The sequence below is a fragment of the Aeromicrobium sp. Leaf245 genome, from assembly GCF_942548115.1.
Lineage (GTDB): Bacteria > Actinomycetota > Actinomycetes > Propionibacteriales > Nocardioidaceae > Aeromicrobium.
In genome coordinates this window covers 558414-582109 of record NZ_OW824151.1, presented here as the reverse complement: position 1 = coordinate 582109, position 23696 = coordinate 558414, and the positions used below count along the sequence as shown (strand labels likewise).

At 69.7% G+C, this 23696-nt stretch carries 21 protein-coding genes and 1 tRNA gene; 12 read left to right on the top strand and 10 right to left on the bottom strand.

Annotated features, from left to right (window positions below; translation table 11 throughout):
- Positions 1-53 precede the first annotated feature (53 nt).
- Together NBW76_RS02865 and NBW76_RS02860 are read left to right on the top strand one after the other, a co-directional pair.
- Complete coding sequence (locus NBW76_RS02865) at positions 54-1577, top strand: hypothetical protein (protein WP_156364895.1); 1524 nt, start codon at positions 54-56, stop codon at positions 1575-1577.
- 10 nt (positions 1578-1587) lie between these two features.
- Entirely contained in the window at positions 1588-2160 is a 573-nt protein-coding gene (locus NBW76_RS02860; RefSeq protein ID WP_056556691.1) for a hypothetical protein, read from the top strand.
- A gap of 34 nt (positions 2161-2194) precedes the next feature.
- Here the strand turns inward: NBW76_RS02860 and NBW76_RS02855 are convergent, their stop codons facing one another.
- The 4 genes from NBW76_RS02855 to NBW76_RS02840 all read right to left on the bottom strand — a co-directional run bounded on the left by NBW76_RS02855 (position 2195) and on the right by NBW76_RS02840 (position 8508).
- Positions 2195-5527, bottom strand: a complete 3333-nt coding sequence (locus NBW76_RS02855; RefSeq protein WP_056556694.1) for a type I restriction endonuclease subunit R — start codon at positions 5525-5527, stop codon at positions 2195-2197.
- A complete protein-coding gene (locus tag NBW76_RS02850; protein ID WP_056556697.1) occupies positions 5527-6756 on the bottom strand; it encodes a restriction endonuclease subunit S in 1230 nt (409 codons plus the stop codon). Before NBW76_RS02850 ends, NBW76_RS02855 begins: the two co-directional genes overlap by 1 nt.
- Positions 6753-8303: a class I SAM-dependent DNA methyltransferase gene (locus NBW76_RS02845; RefSeq protein WP_056556699.1), complete on the bottom strand. Its 1551-nt coding sequence runs from the start codon at positions 8301-8303 to the stop codon at positions 6753-6755. Before NBW76_RS02845 ends, NBW76_RS02850 begins: the two co-directional genes overlap by 4 nt.
- A 131-nt stretch (positions 8304-8434) precedes the next feature.
- Positions 8435-8508 (bottom strand) — tRNA-Gly (locus NBW76_RS02840).
- 49 nt (positions 8509-8557) lie between these two features.
- Between NBW76_RS02840 and NBW76_RS02835 the strand changes: the two genes are divergently transcribed.
- Genes NBW76_RS02835 through NBW76_RS02825 form a run of 3 tightly spaced genes read left to right on the top strand, consistent with a single transcriptional unit; the run spans position 8558 to position 10513 of the window.
- The gene (locus NBW76_RS02835) at positions 8558-8986 is read left to right on the top strand and encodes a cyclopropane-fatty-acyl-phospholipid synthase family protein (protein WP_056556702.1); all 429 of its coding nucleotides are present in this window, start codon (positions 8558-8560) and stop codon (positions 8984-8986) included.
- Between the two features lie 59 nt (positions 8987-9045).
- Positions 9046-9735 carry an SGNH/GDSL hydrolase family protein gene (locus NBW76_RS02830; protein ID WP_235493070.1) on the top strand — a complete coding sequence of 230 codons (690 nt, stop codon included), beginning with the start codon at positions 9046-9048 and terminating at the stop codon, positions 9733-9735.
- A 25-nt stretch (positions 9736-9760) separates the two neighbouring features.
- The gene (locus NBW76_RS02825) at positions 9761-10513 is read left to right on the top strand and encodes an enoyl-CoA hydratase (RefSeq protein ID WP_056556707.1); all 753 of its coding nucleotides are present in this window, start codon (positions 9761-9763) and stop codon (positions 10511-10513) included.
- Between the two features lie 102 nt (positions 10514-10615).
- Here NBW76_RS02825 and NBW76_RS02820 read toward each other — a convergent pair whose 3' ends face one another.
- The gene (locus NBW76_RS02820; RefSeq protein WP_250246811.1) at positions 10616-11512 is read right to left on the bottom strand and encodes a LysR family transcriptional regulator; all 897 of its coding nucleotides are present in this window, start codon (positions 11510-11512) and stop codon (positions 10616-10618) included.
- A 407-nt stretch (positions 11513-11919) separates the two neighbouring features.
- Between NBW76_RS02820 and NBW76_RS02815 the strand changes: the two genes are divergently transcribed.
- Both NBW76_RS02815 and NBW76_RS02810 read left to right on the top strand, forming a co-directional pair.
- Positions 11920-12525 (top strand): HAD family hydrolase, encoded by a 606-nt coding sequence (locus NBW76_RS02815; RefSeq protein WP_235493071.1) that lies wholly within the window; start codon positions 11920-11922, stop codon positions 12523-12525.
- A 194-nt stretch (positions 12526-12719) separates the two neighbouring features.
- On the top strand, positions 12720-14597 hold the full coding sequence (locus tag NBW76_RS02810; protein ID WP_055962687.1) for an acyl-CoA dehydrogenase: 1878 nt from the start codon (positions 12720-12722) through the stop codon (positions 14595-14597).
- A gap of 63 nt (positions 14598-14660) precedes the next feature.
- On the opposite strand, the gene NBW76_RS02805 is transcribed toward NBW76_RS02810, so the two are convergent.
- Positions 14661-15536 (bottom strand): DMT family transporter, encoded by an 876-nt coding sequence (locus NBW76_RS02805; protein WP_200932695.1) that lies wholly within the window; start codon positions 15534-15536, stop codon positions 14661-14663.
- An 82-nt stretch (positions 15537-15618) separates the two neighbouring features.
- On the opposite strand from NBW76_RS02805, the gene NBW76_RS02800 reads away from it, so the two are divergent.
- Positions 15619-16521, top strand: a complete 903-nt coding sequence (locus NBW76_RS02800; RefSeq protein ID WP_055962684.1) for a LysR family transcriptional regulator — start codon at positions 15619-15621, stop codon at positions 16519-16521.
- Here the strand turns inward: NBW76_RS02800 and NBW76_RS02795 are convergent.
- Positions 16511-16921, bottom strand: a complete 411-nt coding sequence (locus NBW76_RS02795) for a DoxX family protein (RefSeq protein WP_055962679.1) — start codon at positions 16919-16921, stop codon at positions 16511-16513. The two genes, NBW76_RS02800 and NBW76_RS02795, sit on opposite strands and share 11 nt — an antisense overlap.
- Positions 16922-17038: 117 nt before the next feature.
- Here NBW76_RS02795 and NBW76_RS02790 point away from each other — a divergent pair, with 117 nt between their 5' ends.
- Together NBW76_RS02790 and NBW76_RS02785 are read left to right on the top strand one after the other, a co-directional pair.
- Complete coding sequence (locus tag NBW76_RS02790; protein WP_156364898.1) at positions 17039-17554, top strand: hypothetical protein; 516 nt, start codon at positions 17039-17041, stop codon at positions 17552-17554.
- Positions 17555-18349: a maleylpyruvate isomerase family mycothiol-dependent enzyme gene (locus tag NBW76_RS02785; RefSeq protein WP_056556716.1), complete on the top strand. Its 795-nt coding sequence runs from the start codon at positions 17555-17557 to the stop codon at positions 18347-18349.
- A gap of 13 nt (positions 18350-18362) precedes the next feature.
- On the opposite strand, the gene NBW76_RS02780 is transcribed toward NBW76_RS02785, so the two are convergent.
- Positions 18363-19160 (bottom strand): DUF4344 domain-containing metallopeptidase, encoded by a 798-nt coding sequence (locus NBW76_RS02780; RefSeq protein ID WP_056556719.1) that lies wholly within the window; start codon positions 19158-19160, stop codon positions 18363-18365.
- A 52-nt stretch (positions 19161-19212) separates the two neighbouring features.
- Here NBW76_RS02780 and NBW76_RS02775 point away from each other — a divergent pair, with 52 nt between their 5' ends.
- Entirely contained in the window at positions 19213-20145 is a 933-nt protein-coding gene (locus NBW76_RS02775) for an oxidoreductase (protein ID WP_056556722.1), read from the top strand.
- A 9-nt stretch (positions 20146-20154) separates the two neighbouring features.
- Here NBW76_RS02775 and NBW76_RS02770 read toward each other — a convergent pair whose 3' ends face one another.
- The gene (locus tag NBW76_RS02770; protein WP_056556725.1) at positions 20155-21423 is read right to left on the bottom strand and encodes a nitrate/nitrite transporter; all 1269 of its coding nucleotides are present in this window, start codon (positions 21421-21423) and stop codon (positions 20155-20157) included.
- A 115-nt stretch (positions 21424-21538) separates the two neighbouring features.
- On the opposite strand from NBW76_RS02770, the gene NBW76_RS02765 reads away from it, so the two are divergent.
- The gene (locus NBW76_RS02765; protein WP_200931188.1) at positions 21539-22162 is read left to right on the top strand and encodes a DUF1684 domain-containing protein; all 624 of its coding nucleotides are present in this window, start codon (positions 21539-21541) and stop codon (positions 22160-22162) included.
- A gap of 146 nt (positions 22163-22308) precedes the next feature.
- On the opposite strand, the gene NBW76_RS02760 is transcribed toward NBW76_RS02765, so the two are convergent.
- Positions 22309-23691, bottom strand: a complete 1383-nt coding sequence (locus NBW76_RS02760) for a dihydrolipoamide acetyltransferase family protein (protein WP_055962658.1) — start codon at positions 23689-23691, stop codon at positions 22309-22311.
- Positions 23692-23696 lie beyond the last annotated feature (5 nt).

Below are 23696 nucleotides of genomic sequence, written 5' to 3'. Positions count from 1 at the left end.
CGCATCCGACCGATGCGACCACCCGCCGCGTCGAGATGCGACATAGTCAGCAAGTGAGTGAACGCGGGGGGCCGCCCCATCGTGGAGAACCGAACTCCAGCGATGCGGTCGCAGACGACCCCGCAACCGAACTGAGGCGCAAGCCCCGGCGCCGGTTCTGGATGCTTGCGGCTCTCCTGGCCATCGTCGTCGCGTGCAGCTACACGGTCATCGAACTGAACGACGGCCCACCGGGGCGCTCGAGCAGCCCGGCCCCATCACCGACTGCACCGCTCGACTCCGACAGGGACGGCCTGTCGAACGAGGTTGAAGCAGCCACCTGGATCACCCGCAGCGGCACCTTCCGAACCGATCCTGAGGTCGCCGACACCGACGGCGATGGACTCAGCGACGGCGAAGAAGCCGGCGAGCTCGTCGCCGGACAACGTGCAGAGAAGGCCGTCTACCTCGGGTTCTCCGACCCGACCTCGATCGACTCCGACGGCGACGGACTCAGCGACGCCGACGAAGCGGACCTAAGCATCGACCCCTACGAGCGCGATACCGACGGCGACGGCATCCCCGACGGCCGAGAAGTCGAGGCCATCGGCACGGCACCAGACGTGGTCGACACCGACGGCGATGGGTTCGACGACGGCTTCGAGGACGCCAACCGGGAAGAACGGGGTCTCGACCCCCTCGTAGTCGACGTCAAGGTCGGCAAGTTGTCCTACGCCTTCGACTTCGCGAAGGGTTCCATCACAGGGGACCTGTGGCGGGAGGACTCACTCGCCTGGCTGGCGGGGAACCTGACGTCCGGCGGTGCCAGCTCCATCCCCGTCATCGGCTCGGCGGTTGGCGCGGTGTTCGATCTTCGCGACGTGGTCGGCTCCGCGATCCGCGCGGACTGGGTCGGTTCGGGCTTCAGCGCGGTCGGCGCCGTACCCGGCGGAGATCTCGTCGCTCTCCCCGGCAAGGCCGCAAAGTTCGTCTCCCGCAACCCCGAGCTGACACCAGCGGCAGCCGCCATCGTCGCCACGGCGGCCAAGGTTCCAGCAGACATCAAGCTCAAGGCCGCGAGGGCGATGTGGGGTCAGAGCTGGGAGGACCTCAAGAGCGCAGGCGCGAGCAACAAGGCTCTGCTGCAGCTGACCAGAGGCAAGACCAACCTCCGCCGGGTGGCCGAAGCTCGCGAACGACCCGGCCACATCGACGGTGGGCTCGGGAAGTTCTTCTCCACCGGATCCGCGGGCGAACGATTCCTCGCATCGCTCTATGGAGTCAATGCGAAGGGCGCGGACACGCAGGTCTCCGCCTCCACGAGGGGCTGCGAGGTGGTCTGCAACTCTGTTCGCCGAAGGTTCGACGTCGTCGCCGACGGCATCGCTCACGAGTCCAAGGTCGGCAAGGTCTCTCTGACCGCATCCGTGGAGAAGCAGCTCAGAAGTGACGCCTACCTCATCGAGACCGGCGCGATCGAAGGCGCCCACTGGCACTTCTTCGCCAGCTCGGCATCGAACACCCTCGGTTCATCCAAGCGACTGCTCGACCGACTCGACGAGCTCAACATCCCCTACACGATCCACCTCCTCGCCTAGGAGGAGCACGATGTCCGAGTACACGAACTTCGTCTCGATGACCAAGCCCGAAGCGGCCGACTACCTCGTCGAGTTCCTCGACGACATGGAGCCGGCCCTCGAGAGGTTCGCTAGCTCCGTGGAGGTACTTCTGACCTTCGAGCCGGCCTCACTGAGAGAAGCGTGGGCGTCGACGGTCACGCGTCTCTCGTGGCGAGTCGGCTACGCACCACCGAGCCGCGGCCAACCTGGGCCACGAATTGGGACAGACGAGATCGAGCCTGCGCAGGAGCTTCCCTCGTGGTTCCACCACCCCAGCGGTGCCGGGTACGCACGGTTCTCGTCAGAAAGCCTCTGGCTGATCGACGGTGCCGCGCGCTACCTCGGCGAAACGGTCATCCGGTCCACAGCGGGCCACTGGGCGCCTGGCAACGAGCGCATGAAGGGCTACATGTTCCAGAACCAACCGGTGATCGTCGGCGTCACAGCAGATCCCGTGAGCCCCATGCAGACCTGCGCCGTGCTGGCTTCCAAGGAGTTGGGATCGACCACACCAGCCGGCCCGCGCACTCTCACCGATGTCTACGAGAGGTGGGTCAGCTAGGCGTCGCGAGAACACTTTCGTCGGGCAATTTCGGTCAGATAGGGTCCTGCTCTGGGAGGCGCCCAAGCTGTTCGGCAACGTGTCGAGCGAACTCCGGGTCGGCGTGAATGCGCGCCACGACGTCGTCGGCGATCTTGTCGACGTTCACCGGTCCGTCGTACTCGATGGGGACCGGTTGCGTGAACTGGTGGTCGACGGTCCCGCTGTAGGCGCTCTCGCCGTCGTCGCCGTAGGCGGTGAGCACGTGGTCGAAGACGAGCTGGACCTTCTCTCCGAAGATCTCGGGCGTGTAGGGGTCCTGGGGTAGACCAGCGTCGAGAATCCGACGGATGGTGCTGTTCACCTCGTTGGTGGCCGCGACCTTGATGCGCCAGTCCTGGACGAGCTTCTCGTGCAGGTGAGTGAGAAGCGTTCTCGCGCTGGCCTTGACCGTGTCGCGTTCCTCGTCGGTGAGAACGGGGTTCGGTTGGGTGAGCAGGTCGAAGATCGCGAGCTCTTCCTCGCTCATGCCTTCGCGAACTGCGCGCTCTTCTTCGGCGGTCAACGTCTTGGAAAGCTCGATGAGGCGACGGAGGTACTCGTCGATGTTGAGGCTGCCGGCGTTGTAGTCGGCGATCAGCTGCTCGATGCGCTCGACGAGCTCGTAGCGCGTGGGGTTGCGTTGTGCGGCACCGATCGCCTGCTGGCGCAGCAGCTGGGCGAGCCGGTCGGTCTCAGCGCGTTCGCGTCCTGCGAACGTGGCCGCGAGTCCCTCGAAGTCGATCTGTGAGAGGTCGATCAGTGGATCCGGGTGTGCGCCTTCCGCGGCCGCCCGGATGACGTACTCCTCGGCTCCGACCGACCGGTCGAGCAGTGCGTCGACGGCGTCGGAGACTGCCGTGATGTCGGCCTCGGGCGGCCGGGTGACCTCGATGATGCGCTCGTGCAGCACGCGCACCGCGGCAACCGTCCGCTGCTGGGCGGCTGCCTGGGGGTTGGGCAACAGCGCCTTGAACAGCTTGCGGATCTGCCGCGCCTTGACGATGAAGTCGTTGCGGGTCTCCTCGTCGACCAGCAGCGCCTCGACGGCCTCGTCGCGGCGGGCGATGTGGTCGAACCCCTCGGCGTCGCGCACGGCCGCCAGGTCGACGCCCACGGCCGTACAGAACGTCATCAGGTCGTCGACCGCGGCGTCGAGCTCGCCGGCCAGGGCGTCGATGATCTCGATGGGCGACTCGGTGGTACTGGCGGCCCCGTAGACCGCGAGCGCCTTCTCCAGGTTCCTGAAGACGCCGACATAGTCGACGATCAGGCCGTTGTCCTTCTCGGGGAAGACCCGGTTGGCGCGTGCAATGGTCTGCATCAGCGTGTGGTTCTTCATCGGCCGATCCAAGTAGACCGTCGACACGCTCGGAGCGTCGAAGCCGGTCATCCACATGCCGCAAACGAACACCATCCGCAGCGGGTCGTCGGCGTCCTTGAACTTCTCGGCCAGGTCCTCGCGGTTCATCCGCTCCCGGTGCGGGCGGATGTCCAGTCCCTGGTCGTCGAGGAACTTCAGCTCGTTCTGGCTCTGCGAGACGACGACCGCCATGTCGGTGGTCTCCATCAGCTCGATCCGCGACGCCAGCCACGGACGCTCCAGCTCCGGCAGCGCGCCGTGCTCGAGCCTCAGCTCGGCGAGGTGCTCGGCCCAGGCGGCCTTGACCAGGTCGTGCATCCGCACCGCAGCGGCCTTGTCGAGGCCGACGTACATCGCCTTGCCGGAGAAACCGCGACCGACGAAGTGCCGCACCAGGTCCGACGCGATGGTGCGCAGCCGCTCAGGACGCATCAGCAGCGTGTACTGCGTGCCGAACGCGCGCGCCAACGCGCCCTCGGCGTCCTCGTCGAGCTCGGCGGCCTCGAGGAGCGAGTCGAGCTCGTCGGAGAAGTTCTCGTTGACCAGTTGCAGCTCGGGGATTCGGTTTTCGTAGTACAACGGCACCGTGGCGCCGTCCTCGATGGCGTCGCGGAAGTTGTAGATGCTGACGTACTCGCCGAACTGCTGCCGGGTGGCCTGTTCCTCGCCAGCTATCAGTGGCGTGCCGGTGAACCCCATCATCGAGGCGTTGGGCAGGGCGCGTCGCATGTTGAGCGCGAGGGTGTCGTACTGGCTGCGGTGCGCCTCGTCGGTGATGACGATGACGTCGGCGCGGTCCGACAGCACCGGCATCTCCCGCTCCCCCGCGGCCTTGGACGGCTGGAACTTCTGGATCAGCGTGAACACGTACCTGTGGTCCGCAGCCAGAAGCTGCCGCAGGTGCGCGATCGAGCCGGCGTGCACCTTGGCCTCGGGTGGAATGACGCCGGCGTCGGCGAACTCGCCGTGCAACTGAGTGTCGAGCTCGGTTCGGTCGGTGACCATGACGAACGTCCAGCTGCCCGGCACCTGGCGCAGGACCTTCTGGGTGAACCACAGCATCGACAGCGACTTGCCCGAGCCCTGGGTGTGCCAGAAGACGCCGAGCCGCTTGTCCTGCTCGGCGCGGGCACGGTGCAGGTTGTCGATGGCGGCGTTGACGCCGAGGTACTGGTGGCAGCGGGCGACGGTCTTGACCAGTCCGCCGGGCCGTTCGAGGTAGGCGACGAAGTTCTCGAACAGGTCGAGCAGGACGGCCGGGTCGCAGGTACCGCGCAGCGCGGTCTCGAGCGCAACGGCACCACGAGCGCCGGAGGCGTCAATGACGTTCCAGTCGCCGAAGAACTCCCACGGCGAGTATGTCGAACCGCTCTTCGCTTCGCTGCCGTTGGACAGCAGCACGAAGCAGTTGGGGATGAACAGCTGCGGGATCGTGTCGCGGTAGTCCGTGAGGTTGGCGTCGTACGCAGACTTCAGCGAAGCGCCCGGTTCTTTGAACTCCATCAGCACCAGCGGCACGCCGTTGACGAACAACGCGACGTCGAGGCGACGGCTGTGCAGGTGGCCCTTGACCCACATCTGCTGCACGGCCAGTAGGTCGTTGTTGCTCGCGTCCTTGAGGTCGAGGAAGCGCAGCGTCTCGATCCGCTTCGTCCCATCGCTGTCGGTCCACTCGGCGCGGTAGCCGTCACGCAGCAGGTCGTAGACCTCACGGTTGGCCCGCACCCGGTCCATGACCGAGCGGTCCTTGGTGAGCATCTCGATCGCTTCATCGACCGACGTTTCCGGGACGTCCGCCGGGTTGAGCTCGCGCATCGCGGACCGCAGCCGGTGGATCAGCACCACGTCGTGCTGCGAGTCCCGACCGAGCGTCCCCTGATGACCGAGGATCTCGCCGTACGCGTCAACCGGAGTCCAGCCGAGCTGCGTCAGCAACTCCATGCTCGGCCGCTCGACGTAGCGCAGCTCCGGACCCGTCGGCGACATCACGCCACCGCGCCCTCAACGAGTGCGTCGAGATTGAGCATCGACACATCGATCTGGCCCGTGACCAGCTTCGGCAGGAGCAGGTCACGGCTCGCGGCGAGGCGATCAGCGCCGAGCCGGAGAGACGACATGGACTCACGAAGCGGGCGCATTGCGCGACCGAACGCTTCCTGCAGATGCTGTGGTGGCAACGCGAGTTTAATCGCCTGCAAGCGATCAGTTGAGAGCTTCCCTGTTCCGTGCCCCGCGAACTCCACCATGCGCTGAATCTCGTCCGCACGTGAGATGACACTGAACGCGAGGAACAGCGGTTCTACCCCTGGCGAAGCGATCAAGGCCTTTACGTCCTGACCGAAGGCGAGGCGGCTCTCAGCGATGCCGACTCGAAACTCCTTCGCCAAGCTCATTCCACGCACGACGAACAGCAACGCGTCGCGTTCAACGAGTCGTGTCCCGTTGGCCGCCCCCAACTCAGTCAGCATTCGGTCCGAGCGATCGAGCAGCATCGAAGTCAGGGTGCCGCTGGTAATCCAGGGAATCTCGCCATCCCAGTAAGCGGCGACTGTCGTACTCGGCGTGCCACCCGAAAGCCACCGCGCCGTAGCGCCAAGCGCCGAGATCTCCCATCCCTCCGGGACGGGGCCGAGTGCGGAGTCGACGAAGGAGACGTCCTCGTGGCCGGGGTAGCGGAACTCCACGAACCACTCGCGGTAGATGGCCCGCGCCATCTCTTCCAGCACCTTCACTCGCCGCCGATTGTTCTCGATCAGATCGTCAAACGCGTCAAGCACCGAACCAAGCATTTGCTGCGCATCGAAACTAGGCACCAGGAGCGGAATCCGCTTCAGGTGCGCTTGGGAGAGTTTCGGCTGCGCAGCCCCCGTCAGCCAACTGCCTATGTGAGTCGCTTGCAACGCGCTTTGGACGAAGCGGTCGACCGCCTTGCCCGGCTTAGCCTTGATGATGTGCGCATGGTTGTTCACCCAGAACTGACCCTCGGCGAAGTAAGCGATTGGCAGCTTCCTGCTTCGCAGGTTCTCTCCATCCTCTGGGACGAGGATGTATCGGCCCTCAAAAATGAAGTCGTCAATGTGGTCAATGACTCCCTGGGCCCCGTAGTAGGGATAAGGCCCCTTTCGTCCGGCGCGTTGCGCGCTTGAGAGGGGTACTCGCTGACTATCGAAGATGTCAACGAGCTCGCCGAGCGGCACCTCAGTCCAATCGCTCATGTGCCGAGAATCCCTTGGACGGCGGCGTCGACCTTGGCGCGGAGCACATCGGCCTCGTCGCTTAACATCGTGAACTGCTCGTACAGTTTTTCGAGGTCGCCCATGAAGTCGGCGTCGCTTTCGTCGACCGCTGCTGTGCCGGTGTAGCGGCCAGGGTTGAGGCTCCAGCCCTGGGCCTCGATCTCTGCGCGTGTCGCGACCTTGCAGAGACCGCCGACGTCGACGTACTTGCCGTCGGGAAAGTTCTCCTTGAGCAGGACGTCGCTGCCATCGGTCGTCTCGACTTCCTCACCGCGGTAGAGCCGCACGACGTTGGCGAGAAACTCGACCTGCTCGGGCCGGAAGTCGCGGTGAGCGCGGTCGATCTGCTGGTAGAGGTGCCGAGCGTCGAGGAACAGCACCTGGTCCTCGCGCGGCGTACCGGCCTTAGCCTTTTCGAGGAACCACAATGTCACCGGCAGCGTCACGGTGTAGAAGAAGTTGGAGCTGATCGCGACCATCACGTCGACCGCGCCCGACTCGACGATCTGGCGACGGATCTCCTTCTCGGAGTGGGCCGCGTCGCCGGCGGAGTTGGCCATGACGAAGCCGGCGCGCCCTTTCTCGTTGAGCGCGGCGTAGAACTCCTGGATCCACAGGTAGTTGCCGTTGTCGGCCTTGGGCAGTCCGAACGGGAAGCGCTTGTCGCCGGCGAGTTGGTCCTTTTTGATCTTGTCGACGTTGAACGGCGGGTTCGCCATCACAAAGTCGAAGGCGCCGACGGCAGCGTGCGGATCCTCGTAGTAGCTGTTGGCCTGACAGATGTCGCCTGACAGCCCATGCAGCGCGAGGTTCATCTTCGCCAGCGGGACAGTATCGTCGGTCTTCTCTGCACCGAAGACTGACAGCTTGCGGGTGGCCGACTCGTGGTGCCGCTCGACGAACTTGGCGCACTGCACGAACATGCCGCCCGAGCCGCAGGCGGGGTCGAAAACGCGCCCCTCGAACGGCTGCAGGATCTCCACGATCAGCCGCACGATCGAGTACGGGGTGAAGTACTCGCCGCCGCCCTTGCCCTCCTGGGCGGCGAAGTTGGACAGGAAGTCCTCGTAGATGAAGCCGAACGCGTCACCCTCGAGCTGAGTCGGCAGCGGTGCGAACAGCCGCAGCAGCTCGATGAGGGTCGAGCGCTCCAGCTTTTGGTAGCCGCGCGGGAGGATGTCCTTGAGCTCCGGGTTGGCGGACTCGATGGCCTTGATCGCCTCGTCGACCGCCTTGCCGATGTCGTCACCCTCTGGCAGGTCATTGAGGTGCGACAGCCGCGACTCGTCGGGGAGGTATAGCACCGCCTTGGCCTTGTAGTCGGCGATCGTGGCGGGATTGCGAGCGGTCGCCTTCGCCTCGACCTCGCCACGGACGGTCTCGAAACGGTTCTCGGCGTACGCCAAGAACACCAGACCCAGCACGGGATCGCGGTACTGAACGGGCGTCAGCTTGGAGTTGGCCCGCAGTTCGTCGGCGGCCGCCCACAGGGTCGATCGGACCTTGGCGAGATCGGTGGCTTTCACGGACCCGAGGCTATCTGCGCCGGACGATGCTTAGTGGCACATTCACCTGAGAACGGGAGGACCGACCCCAGCTGTCGTTGCGATGGTCGTTCATTCTGCGAAGATCTGCACTGAATTCTGCGAAGACCCCATGGAGCCGATGACGGGAATCGAACCCGCGTGTCTTGCTTGGGAAGCAAGCGCTCTGCCATTGAGCTACATCGGCCGGTGACGTCACAGTACCCAACCGGCGGGCGAGCGGCGACGATGGGAGCGTGCCCGCCCCACCGTCAGCCCGCATCCTGGCCGCGGTCGACGCGCTCCCGCTCGAGCCCGGGATGCGGGTGCTCGAGATCGGGTGCGGTCCCGGCGCGGCCGCCCGCGAGGTCGTCCGACGCCTCGGACCCGATGGCTTCGTCCTGGCCACCGACCGCTCCGCGACCGCCGTCGACCAGTGCCGACGTCACGCTGCCGCGGAGATCGCGGCCGGGCGGCTCGACGTCCGGCAGGTCGCCGTCGAGGACCTCCTGCTCGAACCCGACGAGGCGCCGTACGACCTCGCGTTCGCGCTGCGGGTGGGCGCCCTCGACGGCCGTCACCCCACTCTCGCGTCGCGGGCTCTTCCTCGTGTCACGGCCGCCCTCGCGCCCGGCGGACTCCTCCTCGTGGGCGACGGCGCCGACCTGCGCGACCCCCGCGGCTGACGCGTGAGACCGCTCACCTGACCTGCGCGATCACCCGACCGTTGCTTCACTTGGTGATCGTGACGACGTTCGACTACTCCAACCTGAGCGATCGGCCGCCGGGGCCGGTGGTCTCGAAGCTCGCGCTGGTGCTCCCCGGCGTGCGCAGCGTCATGGGCCAGGTGGAGCCCTACGCGCGGTGGTGGGAGGACAGCAACCGTCGCGCACTCGGCTCGGGCCGGCCGTTGTGGGTCGCGCTCGGCGACTCCATGACCCAGGGCATCGGCGCCAGTGCTCCGGACCGCGGCTGGGTCGGCCAGATCGCGGCCGACCCGCCCACGAGGATCCGCGACGCGGCCGTGCTCAACCTGGCGTTCAACGGTGCACGCGTGCTCGACGTGCTCGAGCGGCAGCTCCCGGCGCTGGACCAGGTCCGCGAGCAGGGCCACGAGATCGCGCTCGTCACCCTGCTCATCGGCAACAACGACCTCATGAGCCCCAAGTGGAGCAGGCTGCTGCCCTCGGCGATCGAGACGCTGCTCGACGCCGTGCCGCACGGCACCGTCGTCGCGACCCAGCCCGGTCTGCAGCGCTCCGCCGCTCGCTTCAACCGGGCCGTCGACGCCCACGAACGGGCCGGGGAGATCGTGATCGCCGACTTCCGGGTCCCCCACATGCGCGACTGGCGCGGGCGCCTCGCCGAGGACCGGTTCCACCCCAACGACAGCGGCTACGCCGGCATGGCCGACGTCATCCGGCACGCCCTCTGAGGCGTCCCGCCGGTACGGTCGCCGCATGTCCTACGTGCTGCTGGAGTCCGACGGTCCACTGCGGACCATCACGCTGAACGACCCGGAGCGGCTCAACGCGCTCGACTGGCCGCTGCTCGACGAGCTGCGTGAGGCGGTGGTCACCGTGGCCGCCGACGAGGATGCCCGCGCCCTCGTGGTGACCGGCGCCGGCCGGGCGTTCTGCTCGGGCGCCAACGTGGGCAACCTGTTCGGCGACCGCACCCGGCCCGTCGACGAGCTGCGCGACCACCTCATGAAGGTCTACGCCTCGTTCCTGCCCATCCGCGACCTGGCGATCCCGACGATCGCCGCGGTCCACGGGCCCGCGGTGGGCGCCGGCCTCAACATCGCGCTCGCGTGCGACGTGATCGTCGCCGGGCCCAAGGCGGGGTTCGGACCGACCTTCACCCAGATCGGCCTGCACCCCGGCGGCGGCTGCACCTGGATGCTCACGCAGCGCATCGGCTCGGCCAACACGGCCGCCGCGCTCTACGCCGGCGACGTGATCGGGGCCGACCACGCGCTGCGGCTCGGCATCGCCCAGGAGCTCGTGGACGACGCGCCGACCCGCGCCCGGGAGCTGGCCCTGGGCTGGTGCGAGCGCAACCCCACCCTGATGGCGCACGTGAAGGAGTCCGTGCGCGTCGCGTCGACGTCGGACTTCGTCGCGTCGCTCGACGTCGAGGCGCAGTTCCAGGCCGAGTCGCTCTCGAGCCCGGAGTTCGAGCGCTTCGCAGCCCGATTCTCGAAGTCCTGACACCTGCACGGTTTGCCTACGTCTGCACGGGAAGCAACCCGTGCAGACGTAGGGGAAACCGTGCGGACCGGAAGATACCCAGGTCGACCTGGGAATCTGCGGTCAGGCGGCGCCGTGGGCGTCGGCGACGAGCCGCGCCTCCTCGCGCAGGGCCTGGACGACGAGGCGGACGGAGGGGCGCTCGAAGCGGTCGGGACGCAGCACGGCGGAGATGTCGCGGCGGGCGCGGACGCCGATGAGCGGGCGGGTGACCAGGCCGTTGCTGTGCTCGCGGGTGGTGAAGCGCGGGAGGATCGCCAGGCCGTGGCCGCCGGCCACCATCGCCTCCACCACCCCGTTGTCGGCGAAGCGCTGCGCCACCCGCACCGGCTGGCCGGTGGCGACCACCACCTGCTCCAGCACCCGGTCGAAGGGATAGCCGGGCGGGACCCCGATCCACGTCTCGTCCACCACGTCGCGGGGCGACAGGCTCGCCTTCCGCGCGAGCGGGTGGTCCTCGGGCAGGGCCACGTCGAGCGGCTCGCTCATGAGCGGCACCACCTGCAGTCCGCGCTCGTGCCACGTGGCCGACGTCGTCGGCGCGTCCGACAGCACCACGTCGTGGTCGGCGGTCAGGTCACCGGCCGCCTCGGGGTCCTCCAGGTCGGTGCACACCAGCTCGACGTCGGGCCGCTCGGCCATGCGGGTCAGCAGGCCCGGCAGCAGCATCTCGCCACCTGTCGGGAAGGTCACGAGGGTGACGCGGCCGGCCGGCTGCTCCATGAAGGCGCGCCAGTCCCCCTCGGCGCGCTCGATGGCCACGGCGATGTCGGTGGCCGCTCGGGCCAGCGCCCGCCCCGCCTCGGTCAGGGAGACGCCGCGGCCGGCGGCCTCCACGAGCGGGTAGCCGGCCTCCTTCTCGAGCGCCTTCAGCTGCTGGGAGACCGCCGACGGTGTGACCCTCATCGCGTCGGCGACGGCCCCGACGGAGCCGCGTTCCGACAATTCCCTGAGAACCATGAGGCGGCGCACTTCCATGTAGAGATGCTACACGTTACATGTAGTTCTCTTCGCTTGTCCTTGACGATGAGCAGGGTCATCCTGAGAGGGAAGAACCACCCCCCGACCCTCCCGAGGAGGCCCCCACCATGCTCGCTCTCTCCGTGCTCGGCGCGATCGTCGTCACCATCGGTGTCACCAAGACCGCCTACCTCGTCGCGACCGACGGCTACGGCCGCATCCCGACCATCCGTCGCTTCTGACGCGGCGCCGGTCCGCCGGCCCGCGGCCCGGCAACCCCCCCCACCCACGTCTGACCGCACGACGTCCGCGGCCGGGTCCCGACGCCCCGGCCCCGCGGCCTGCAGGTCAGCAGCACTCGCAGCCACCGTCCACCCCCGGGACGGTGGCTGCGTAGTCTTCACGACGTGAGCCGCCTCGTCGTCGGGTTCGACCTCGACATGACGCTCGTCGACTCCCGTCCCGGCATCGGCGCCACCTACCGGGCGCTGTCCGCCGAGACCGGCACCCCCATCGACGTCGACCTCGTGACGTCCCGCCTGGGTCCGCCGCTCGAGCACGAGCTGGCGAACTGGTTCGCGGCCGAGGACGTCCCGGCCGCCGCCGACCGCTACCGCGCCCTCTACCCAAAGCTGGCGATCCCCCGCGTCGAGCTGCTCCCCGGCGCGCGCGAGGCGGTGCAGGCCGTGCTCGACGCCGGCGGCGAGGCGTTCGTCGTCACCGGCAAGAACACCCACAACGCCCGTCTGCACCTGCAGCGCCTCGACGTCGAGCTCGACGTCGTGGGCGACGTGTGGCGCGAGGGCAAGGCCGACGTCTTCCGCGAGCGGGGCGTCGCGGCCTACGTCGGCGACCACGTGCACGACATGGACGCCTGCCGCTCGGCCGACGTCGTCGGCATCGCCGTGCCCACCGGCCCCTGCACCGCCGACGAGCTGCGTGCCGCCGGCGCCACCCACGTCGTGCCCGACCTGCTCGGCGTCGTGGACCTGGTTCCGTCGCTCACGTCCTGATCCGCACAGCAGCGCACGTCCGTCCCCCGGGGGCGTGTCCAAGAACATCGTGCGAGGTGGGCCGAATGACTTGTGTCGAGCCCCTGATCTGCGGATACTTAAGTTACCAGCCGGTAGCACTCACGAGTAATCCTCGCGCACCGGACCCCTGAATGCGTGCACCGCACGCGCCCCCGACCCAGGAACAGGCAGTCATGAGCCACTACAAGAGCAACCTGCGTGACGTCGAGTTCAACCTCTTCGAGCTGTTCGACCGCCAGGACGTCCTCGGCGCCGGCCCGTTCGAGGAGATCGACTTCGACACCGCCAAGAGCATCCTCGGCGAGGTCGACCGCCTCGCCCGCGAGGACCTCGCCGCATCCTTCGACGACGCCGACCGCAACCCCCCGGTCTACGACCCCAGCGCCATGACGGTGGCGATGAACCCCGCGTTCGTCAAGAGCTACCAGGCCTGGATGGATGCCGAGTGGTGGCGCCTGCAGGTCCCCGAGGAGCTCGGTGGCCAGCGCACCCCCGCCTCCATCATCTGGGCCACCGCCGAGTTCGTGCTGGGCGCCAACCCGCCCATCTGGATGTACGCCGCCGGCCCCGCCTTCGCGCGGATCGTGTTCGAGAACGGCACCGAGCGGGACAAGAAGATCGCCGGCCACATGGTCGAGCGTCAGTGGGGCGCCACCATGGTGCTCACCGAGCCCGACGCGGGCTCCGACGTCGGCGCCGGCCGCACCAAGGCCTTCCCGAACGAGGACGGCTCCTGGAACATCGAGGGCGTCAAGCGCTTCATCACCTCGGGCGAGCACGACATGAGCGAGAACATCATGCACCTCGTGCTCGCGCGCCCCCAGGGCGTCGAGGGTGCCGGCGGCCCCGGCACCAAGGGTCTGAGCCTGTTCCTCGTGCCCAAGATCCACTTCGACCACGAGACCGGCGACCTGACCGGCGAGCGCAACGGCGTCTACGTCACGAACGTCGAGAAGAAGATGGGCATCAAGGTCTCCACCACCTGCGAGGTCACCTTCGGCGACCCGTCCACCGGTGGCGGCGAGCCGGCGAAGGGCTGGCTGCTCGGCGAGGTTCACAACGGCATCAGCCAGATGTTCCGCGTCATCGAGAACGCGCGCATGATGGTCGGCGCGAAGGCCATCGCCACGCTGTCGTCGGGCTACCTCAACGCGCTCGAGTACGCCAAGGAGCGCGTCCAGGGCGCCGACCTCACGCAGGCCTCCGACAAGACGGCCCCGCGCGTGACGATCACCCACCACCCCGACGTGCGCCGCTCGCTCATGACGCAGAAGGCGTTCGCCGAGGGCCTGCGCTCGCTCGTGTTCTACACGACCACGTGGCAGGACGCGATCATGCAGAAGGAGGAGTCTGGCGAGGACGCCTCCCTCGAGGAGTCGGTCAACGACCTGCTGCTCCCGATCGTCAAGGGCTACGGCTCGGAGCGCTCCTGGGTGCTGCTCGGCACCGAGTCGCTGCAGACGTTCGGCGGCTCGGGCTTCCTGCAGGACTACCCGATCGAGCAGTACGTCCGCGACGCCAAGATCGACACCCTCTACGAGGGCACCACGGCGATCCAGGGACAGGACCTGTTCTTCCGCAAGATCGTGAAGGACAAGGGTCGTGCGATCGGCTACCTGGCCGAGCAGGTCGGCGAGTTCGTCAAGAGCGAGGCCGGCAACGGTCGCCTCAAGGTCGAGCGCGAGCTGCTCGCGACGGCCCTCGACGACGCCCAGGCCATCCTGGGTGCCGCGTTCACCGACCTCATGGCCAGCAACCCGGCCGACGAGAAGGGTGACGTCAAGAACCTCTACAAGGTCGGCCTGAACACGACGCGCCTCGTGTACGTGCTCGGCGACCTCGTCGTGTCGTGGCTGCTGCTGCGCGGCGCCGAGGTGGCGCTGGCCCGGCTCGACGAGGGCGTCACCGGCTCCGACAAGGCCTTCTACGAGGGCAAGGTCGCCGCGGCGTCGTTCTTCGCTCGCACCGTGCTGCCCCGCCTGACGGCGGAGCGCGCGATGGCCGAGAACGTCGACGCGAGCATCATGGAGCTCGACGAGGCCGCGTTCTGATCGCCTGACCTCCACGACGACGCCCCACCCGGTCGCGGGTGGGGCGTCGTCGTGCGTCTGGAGTCAGGCGGACGGGGTGGGTGCCGCGGGCACGGTCTCGCGGCCGCCCGAGCGCGTGGCACCCACGCCGGCCGCCACGACGCAGACGAGACCGAGCACGGCAGCGACGTCGGGCACCTGGTCGAGCACGACGAGCCCGACCACGAGGGCGATGGCCGGCTCCAGGCACATGAGCGTCCCGAACGCGGCGGTCGTGAGGCGGCGCAGCGCCAGCATCTCGAGCGCGAACGGGACCACCGGCACGAGCAGGGCCAGTCCGATGCCGACGACGAGCAGCTCCAGGTCGAGATGGCCGATCGTGGCCGGCCCCGCCACCAGCGTGGCGACCAGACCGGCGACCGGCATCGAGACGCCCAGCCCGACCACGCCGTCCACGGCGTCGCCCACCTTCTGCGTGTAGACGATGTAGGCCGCCCAGCAGCAGGCCGCGCCGAGCGCGTACAGGACACCCCGACCGTCGGTCTCGCCGCTCCACGGCTGGGTCAGCAGGAGCACGCCCGCCGCGGCCAGCGCGGGCCACGCCCACGTGCCGCGCCGACCGCGGAGCACCGCGACGGACAACGGCCCCAGGAACTCCAGGGCGCTGGCCGTACCGAGCGGCAGCCGAGCGAGGGCGGCCATGAACAGCATGGTCACGCCGGCCGTCACCACGCCCAGCACCACGCAGGCTCGCAGCGCGGCCGGACTCAGGCGTCGACGCCAGGGTCGGACGAGCAGCAGCATGATGACGCCCGCCCACGAGAGCCGCAGCCACGCCGCGCCCTCCGAGCCGATGCGGTCGAACAGGCCGACGGACGCAGCGAGGCCGATCTGCACGGAGGTCATGGAGCCGAGCGCCATGAGGGCGCCACGTGAGGCGGGCGTCGGGTTCTTCTGCACCCCGCCATCGAACGCCACCGCGCCATCCGTGTCCACGCGACATTGATGGACAGATCGTCCGTCGATCATGGACGATCATGAGGTGAACACCGACCGCCTCGTCGTGCTGCTGGAGCTGGCCCGCCACGGGTCGATGCGCGCCGTGGCCGACGTGCTCATGACGAGCACCTCCACCGTCTCGCAGCAGGTGGCTGCCCTGGCCCACGAGGTGGGCACGCCGCTCGTCGAGCCCGACGGCCGCGGCGTCCGACTCACCCCCGCAGGACGTCGGCTGGCCGACCACGCCGTCTCGATCCTCGCCGCCGTCGAGGCCGCACGCACCGACCTCGACCCCGACGCCGAGCCGGCCGGCACGGTCCGTGTCGCCGGCTTCGCCACGGCCATCCGGTCCACCCTGCTGCCCGTCGTCGAGTCTCTGGCCGGAAGCCACCCCGACGTCCACGTCGTGGTGCACGAGCTGGAGCCCGGGGAGGCCCGCGAGGCGCTCCTCGCCGACCGGATCGACCTCGCACTCGTCTACGACTACGACCTGGCGCCCGTGACCCTCGACCGGGCGATCGATGCCGAGCCCCTGTGGCGGGCACCGTGGGGCCTGGGAGTGCCGACGTCCGACGCGCCGTCGGTCGACCTCGCAGCGCCCGACCTGCTGCGCCGCCACGCCGATGATCGGTGGATCGGGAACTCCCGCAACACGGCCGACGAGGAGGTGCTGCGGGTCCTGGCGTCGATGGCCGGGTTCGAGCCGCGGGTCGAGCACCTCTCCGACAGCCTCGACCTCGTGGAGGACCTGGTCGTGGCCGGGCTCGGCGTCGGGATGCTGCCGCTCTGGCGTGCGCCGCGCGACGGCGTGACCGTGGTCCCCTTCCACGACCCGGGCGTCACGATGCGCACCTACGTCTGGACGCGCCGAGGGCGAGCGACGTGGCCGCCGCTCGCCCTCGTGCTGGAGCGCCTCGCGGGCGCCCCGGGAGTCGTCACCAGCTGACGAGCGCCCCGGTGATCGTGTACGGCGCGAAGTCCGTCGACAGCAGGACGAACAGCGCGAGCGCGCCGCCGGCGAGCGCGACGTTCTTGTTGAACGCGACCATCTCCATCTGCTTGGCCTGGCCGTCGCTCTCCTTCCAGAACGCGTGCATCAGCACGGCGGTCACGAGGAGCAGCACGGCCAGCCCGAGCGCGCCGATGTCGCCCCAGATGCCGAGCAGCACCGACAGGCCGCCGGCGAGCAGCGCGACGCCGCTGATCTGCACGAGCAGCTTGGCGTTGGAGAGGCCGCGCGACTCGGCGTAGCCGGCCATCGCGCCGGTGGCCGTCAGGTGGCCGATGCCGGACCCGATGACGAGGTAGGCGAACAGGATGCGGGAGATGAGGAAGACCTCGTCCATGGCGGACTCCTAAAGAAGGTGAATGTTCAACCATCGTCCTCGTTCGACGTGCCGCGGTCAAGCACCGACGCGCGTGGTCACACCGGCACCTCGCCCGAGGTGTGCCAGAGTGAGCGCGTGCGTCTGACCAACCCGCTCTGGTACCTCGCGGCGCTCTTCGTGGTCCTCGGCGGGTGGATGGTCGGCACGATCGTCGCGGCCGGCTCGTGGGACCACGTGCGCGACGCGACGCTGGAGTCCGTCACCGAGCGCGTCGACGCCGGCGGGGGGTCGCTCGCGGTGTTCACCGACGTCCGCCAGCCCGAGCGCGACGTGACCTGCACGGCCACCCCGCCGGGCAAGAGCGCGAAGCCGGTCGAGCTCGAGAAGGCGCCGATCGACCTGACCGTCGCGCGCGACGGCTCCACCTGGTACCTCATCGCGTTCGAGCCCGAGGGTCGTGACGAGGTGGCCGTCCGGTGCACCCCGCGCGACCGCGCCGCCGACGCCGCCACCTATCGGGTGGCCGTCGCCGAGGGCGTTCTCGACCGGGCCCGGCTGGGCGCGGGCCTCACCTGGATCGCCACCGCGGTGGGCGTCGTGCTCGCCATCGCCACGTGGTGGACCCGACGCAAGAGCCATCAGGAGAGCTGAATGCTGCAGACCTACATCGACGCCTGGCTCGCCAGCGCCCGCGACACCCTCGCCCTGCTCGAGGACCTCGACGACGCGCAGTGGTCGACGCCCACCGACCTGCCGGGCTGGACGGTCGCCGACGTCGCGTCCCACCTGGCGCACCTCGAGGCGGTGACGGCCGGGCACGTGGTCGACGAGGCACCGACCACCGCCTCGCCAGGAGGTCTCGCGTCGGCCTACACCGAGGCCGGCGTCGAGGCACGCCGCGGACTCTCCCGCGAGCAGGTGCTGACCGAGCTCCGTGCCGGCATCGACGCGCGGGCCGACCGCCTGGCCGACGCGCCGCCGACCGACCCCGCGGCCCGCGCCGACCACACGCCCGCCGGCGTCGGCTGGACGTGGGACACGATGCTGCGCAACCGCACCGTCGACATCTGGTGCCACGAGCAGGACGTCCGCCGCGCCGTGGGCCGGCCGGGCAACCTCGACTCGCCGGCCGCGGTCGTCACCACGCACACCTTCTCCTTCGCGATGCCGTACGTGCTGGGCAAGAAGGTCGGTGCCACCGCGGGCACGTCGGTGCTGTGGGACCTCACCGGCCCCCTCGCCATGCAGGTGGGCGCCACGGTCGGCGACGACGGTCGAGCCCGTCCCGGCGTCCCCGGATCGCCGTCGGCCACCCTGACCCTGTCGTCGGACGCCTTCGCCGTCCTGGCGGCGGGCCGACGGGGCCCGGGAGCGGTCGACGTCGGGATCGCCGGCGACACCGACCTGGCCCACCGCGTGCTGGAGCAGATGGCCGTCACCTTCTGACGACCCTGCGGCGTCAGCCGCGCAGCGCGTCGACGTCGTCGAGGAGCTCGCGCCAGCCCAGGCGCAGCCGGTCCCACTCGTCCTCGCAGAGGTCCGCCCGGTCCTGGGTGAGCGGCTCGTCGTCGACCAGGTCCTCCCAGGTGGCCGGGTCGGACCCGTACAGGTAGCAGAGGTAGTTGACCGCCCGCGCGGCGTCGGAGGAGTGCTCGTCGTCGGGGTCGGCCTCGTAGGCCGACGCGAGGACCTCGTACTCGAAGGCCGACGACAGGAGTGCGTCGGTCGACGCCTCGTCGCCGGACTCGGCGAGCCGCCAGGCGGCGAACTGGTCGGCCACGTCCTCCTCACGCCCCGTGAAGGGCAGGTCGAGCAGGTCGATCAGGGCGTGCCCGGCCTCGTGGAAGAACGTCTCGCGCCAGATGCCCCGGAGCGTCTCGTCCACGTCGTCGGCGTCCGCGTCCTCCAGCTCGTCGCGACTCGACTTCACGTCCTGCAGGCAGAGCTCGACGAGCGCCTCGCCCTGCAGGTAGCCGGTGCCGTCCTTGCAGGTCGTCACCTCGACGGTGAGCTCCCGCGGGAGGGCCACGACGGACCGCAGGTCCTTCGCGGCCTCCTCGAGCACACCGCTCTCGCGCACGTCGTCCTGCCAGCCGCGCCACGCCTCGGGCACGCCGGGATAGGTGACGACGACCTTCGCGCCGGCCCCCGCGTCGCCCACCGGGACCGACGACACCTCCTCGACCGAGGAGGACCCGAGGACGAACCCTGCGACGGCTGCGACGACCACGGACACGACGACGAGGACCCTGCTCACGAGCGGATCATAGGTCCGGCGCGGCTCGCCGGGGGCCGCTACCGTTCATCCCATGAGCTGGAGCGCGCAGGACATCCCCGACCTCACCGGCACCCGAGCGGTCGTCACCGGCGTCACGGGCGGGCTCGGCTTCCACACGGCCCTCGAGCTGGGGCGCAAGGGCGCCGCGCTCGTGGTCACCGCACGCAACCCGAAGAAGGCCGACGCCACCGTCGCACGGCTGCGGGCCGAGCTCCCCGACGTCGACCTCGAGACGCTCGCCCTCGACCTGGCCGACCTGGCCGACGTCGAGCGCGCCGCCGACGAGCTCACGTCGCGCCACGACCGGATCGACCTGCTGGTCAACAACGCCGGCATCATGATCCCCCCGAAGAGCGCCACCGCCGACGGCTTCGAGCTGCAGATGGGCACCAACCACCTCGGGCACTTCGCCTGGTCCGCGCGGCTGTGGCCCGTGCTGAAGGCCAGTGACGCGCGCGTGGTCACAGTCTCCTCCCTCGCCCACACCGGTGCCAAGGGCGTCGACCTGCGAGCCCTCACGCCCGAGGGCTCGCCGCGGCGCTACCGCCGCTGGCAGACCTACGCGGAGTCCAAGCTGGCGAACCTGTCGTTCGCCCTCGAGCTCGACCGGCGCGCGAAGGCCGCCGGCCTCGGCGTCGTCAGCGTGGCGGCGCACCCCGGCTACGCCAACACCGAGCTCCAGCAGACCGGCCTCAAGATGGGCAACCCGATGCTCGGCTTCGGGCTGCACCAGATCAGTCGCGTGGTCGGCCAGTCGGCCGCCGCCGGTGCCCTGCCCTCGCTGAGGGCGGCGACCGACGAGAGCTTCACCGGCGGCGAGTACGTCGGCCCGAACCTGCTCGGTCAGATGCGCGGCAAGCCCGTGCTCGTGGGCATGACCCGCGCCGCGCGCGACGAGGAGCTGGCCGACAACCTGTGGACCGCGTCCGAGCTGGCCACGGGCGTCACCTTCGACGTCGCCTGACCGGTTCGGCTAGGCGAGGCCGTCGCGCCAGCGCTCGCGGGCGTCGGGGTCCTCGGCGATGAGCTCTGCGCGCGTGCGCCGACGGTAGCGCCAGATCTGCACGATGCCGACGGCCCACAGCACGTACTGCACCGACATCGCCCAGCGGAACGACTCCGCCGAGTAGGTCGTGCTGGTACCGGGCGTGCGCCAGTCGAGGACCAGGCCGATGGCCACGACGAGCAGCAACGAGGCGACGAAGCCACCCTGGTTGATGATGCCCGTCGCGGCGCCCAGCCGGTTGGGAGGATTGAACGATCGGCCGAGGTCGAAGCCGATCATCGACGCGGGTCCGCCCACGCCCACCACGACCACGAGCACCACGAGCAGCCAGGCCGGCGCGTCGCCCGGCCACACCAGCACGACCGTCCACACCGCGACGACCGCCCACACGATGCCGAGCACGATGCTCGAGCGCTGCCACGGGTCGCGGGTGATGGCCCAGGCCAGCGTCGGCCCGGCCACCATGACGGCGAGCACCAGGATCGTCAGCAGGGCGCCTGCCTCGGCGGGCGTGCGACCCTCGCCGCGCACGAAGAAGGGGTAGCCCCACAGCAGGCCCAGCGTGGTGGCGCTGAACTGGGTCGTGAAGTGCACCCAGAAGCCCAGTCGGGTCCCCGGGTGACGCCACGACGCCGCGAGGCTGGAGCGGACCGTCGTCCACGACAACGGGGCGCCGAGCACCCGCGGCGAGCCGGGCTCGTCGTGCACCACGAGCAGGAGGGCGGCGAGCAGGACGATGCCCAGCGACGCCGCCGACAGGTAGGTGGTGGTCCAGCCGAGCTCGCGCAGCGCCCACGTCATGGGAGCGGCGGCCACGAGGGCTCCCATCTGGCCGAGCACGCCCGTGAGCTGGGTGACGAGCGGGATCCTGCGCGACGGGAACCACGTGGTCACGAGCCGGAGCACGCACACGAAGGTCATCGCGTCGCCCAGCCCCACGAACACGCGGGCGACGAGCGCCACGGCGAACGTGTCGGCCAGGGCGAAGGTCACCTGCGCCGCGGTGAGCACGAGGACGCCGATGGTGAGGATCCGGCGGGGACCGAACCGGTCGAGCAGCAGACCCACCGGGATCTGCATGCCGGCGTAGACCACCAGCTGCAGCATGACGAACGTCGACAGCTGGGCGGCCGAGATGCCGAACCGCTCGCTCGCGGCGAGTCCCGCCACCGCGAGCGACGAGCGGTGGAAGACGGCGAGGAAGTAGAGCGAGAGCCCGACGAGCCAGACCGCCACCGGCCCTCTCCTGCTCGTCGCTCCGCTCACTCGCCCCAGTATGCGCCGGGTGTCGGGCCGTGCCCAGGTCGCCTCGGGGGTTGCGGATCCGCCGGGGGTCTCTAGCGTGGCCGGTGTGCTGACCTTGGTGGACTGGCGGGTGCGCGTGGCCGCGCTCTACGAGCAGGTGCGCGCCGATCCCGACCCCGAACGGGGTCATGCGACGTGGCGGAGCGGTCGCGACGACCTGTTCCGCAGCCACCCCCAGTCACCACTGCCGGCACGCGACCCGCTGCGCGAGACCGGGCTGCCCTACTGGCCCTACGACCCCGCCTGGCGGTTCGAGCTGCCGCTGCTGCCCGCGCCGACCGATGCCGTGGACCCCGACGAGCGGGTCGTCGACGGCGGGGGCGACGGCGACGTGACGATGCAGCGCACCGGGCAGCTGGCCCTGCCCTCGGGCTCGACGCTCGACGTGTGGACGCTGCAGCAGTACGCCGGCGGCATCTTCGTGCCCCTGCGGGACGGCACGTCGGGCCGGGAGTCGGAGGCCGGCGGGTCGTACGGTGCGGGGCGCTACCTGCTCGACACCGCCAAGGGCTCCTGGCTGGGCGAGGGTGCCGACGGCAGCACGCTGGTCCTGGACCTGAACTTCGCCTACCACCCGTCGTGCCGCTACGACGACCGCTGGCGCTGCCCCCTCGCGTCGCCGGGCAACATGGTCACCGACGTCGTCGAGGCGGGCGAGCGCCTCTCCTGACTCCCCCCGATCGGTGAGTTCTCCACCGAAACGGTGCGCATCGCGCAGGGAGGTGTGGATTCCACCGTCTCAGCCCTGAGCCGGTGGAATCCGCACCGCTCGGCCACTCCGCCCGCCCATCGGTGGAGAAGTCACCGCTCGGTGGGTCAGAACGTGAGGGCGAGGGCGGGGTCGCGCAGGAGCGCGGCGACGTCGGCCAGGAACTGCGAGCCCTGCTGGCCGTCGACGACGCGGTGGTCGAAGCTGACGGCCAGGGTGGTCACCCAGCGGGCCTCGACGCGCTCCTGCGGTCCGGCGCCGACGATCCAGGGACGTCGATCGATCTGGCCCACGCACAGGATGCCGGTCTCGCCCGGGTTGAGGATGGGCGTGCCCGCGTCGACGCCGAACACGCCGACGTTGGTGATCGTGAACGTGCCACCGCTCATCTGCGCGGGCTGGGTGCGGCCGGCCCGGGCCGTGGCAGTGAGGTCGCCCAGCGCCTGCGCCAGCTCGACCAGGCTCATCCGGTCGGCGCCCGGGATGTTGGGCACCACGAGACCGCGGTCGGTGGCGGCCGCGACGCCGAGGTTGACCGAGCCCTTGAGCACGATCTCCTGCGCCTGCTCGTCCCAGCTGGCGTTCAGCTCGGGCGTGCGGGCGAGCGCCAGGCAGACGGCCTTGGCCACGACCAGCGTCGGCGAGACCTTGACCTCGCGGAAGCGCCGGTCGGCCTTGAGCCGCTCGACCAGCTCCATCGTGGCGGTGACGTCGAGCGTGACCCACTCGGTGACGTGCGGTGCGGTGAACGCCGAGCTGACCATGGCCTGGGCCGTGGCCTTGCGGACCCCCTTCACGGGGATGCGGGTGTCGCCCTCGGCCGACCTGACGGGTGCCGGCGCGGCAGGTGAGGTCGACGTCGGCACGGTGACCGGCTCCGACCTGCGTCCGGCGATGAACGCCTCCACGTCCGCGCGGGTGACCACGGGGCCGTCGCACGGGACCGTGGTGAGGTCCACGCCGTGGTCCTTGGCCAGCTTGCGCACGGGCGGCTTGGCCAGCGCACGCACGTCACCCGTCGCCGAGCCGGACCGGGCCGGACGCTCGACCCTCGCCACGCCGGCGTTCGGGGCGGCCAGGGGAGCGCTCACCTGCTCGTCGCCCTTGCGCCGACGTCGGCGCGTGGACGCGGTGCGCACCCCGTAGCCGACGAGCACGGGCTCGCGCTTGTCCCGCGCCGCCGGCTCCTCGGCGTCGTCCTCGACCGGGCGCTCGTCGGTGAGGTCGCGGGCGTCGTCGGGCACGACGGCTCCCGTCGGACCCCCGATCGCGATGATCGGCGTGCCCACGGGCACGGTCGTCCCCTCGCGCACCAGCAGGGCCGTCACCTCGCCCGCGAACGGGCTGGGCAGCTCCACGACCGACTTGGCGGTCTCGATGTCGACGATCACCTGGTTCACCTCGACGACGTCGCCCACGGCGACGTGCCAGGTGAGCACCTCGGCCTCGGTCAGTCCCTCGCCCACGTCGGGCAGCCTGAACTCACTCATCAGAT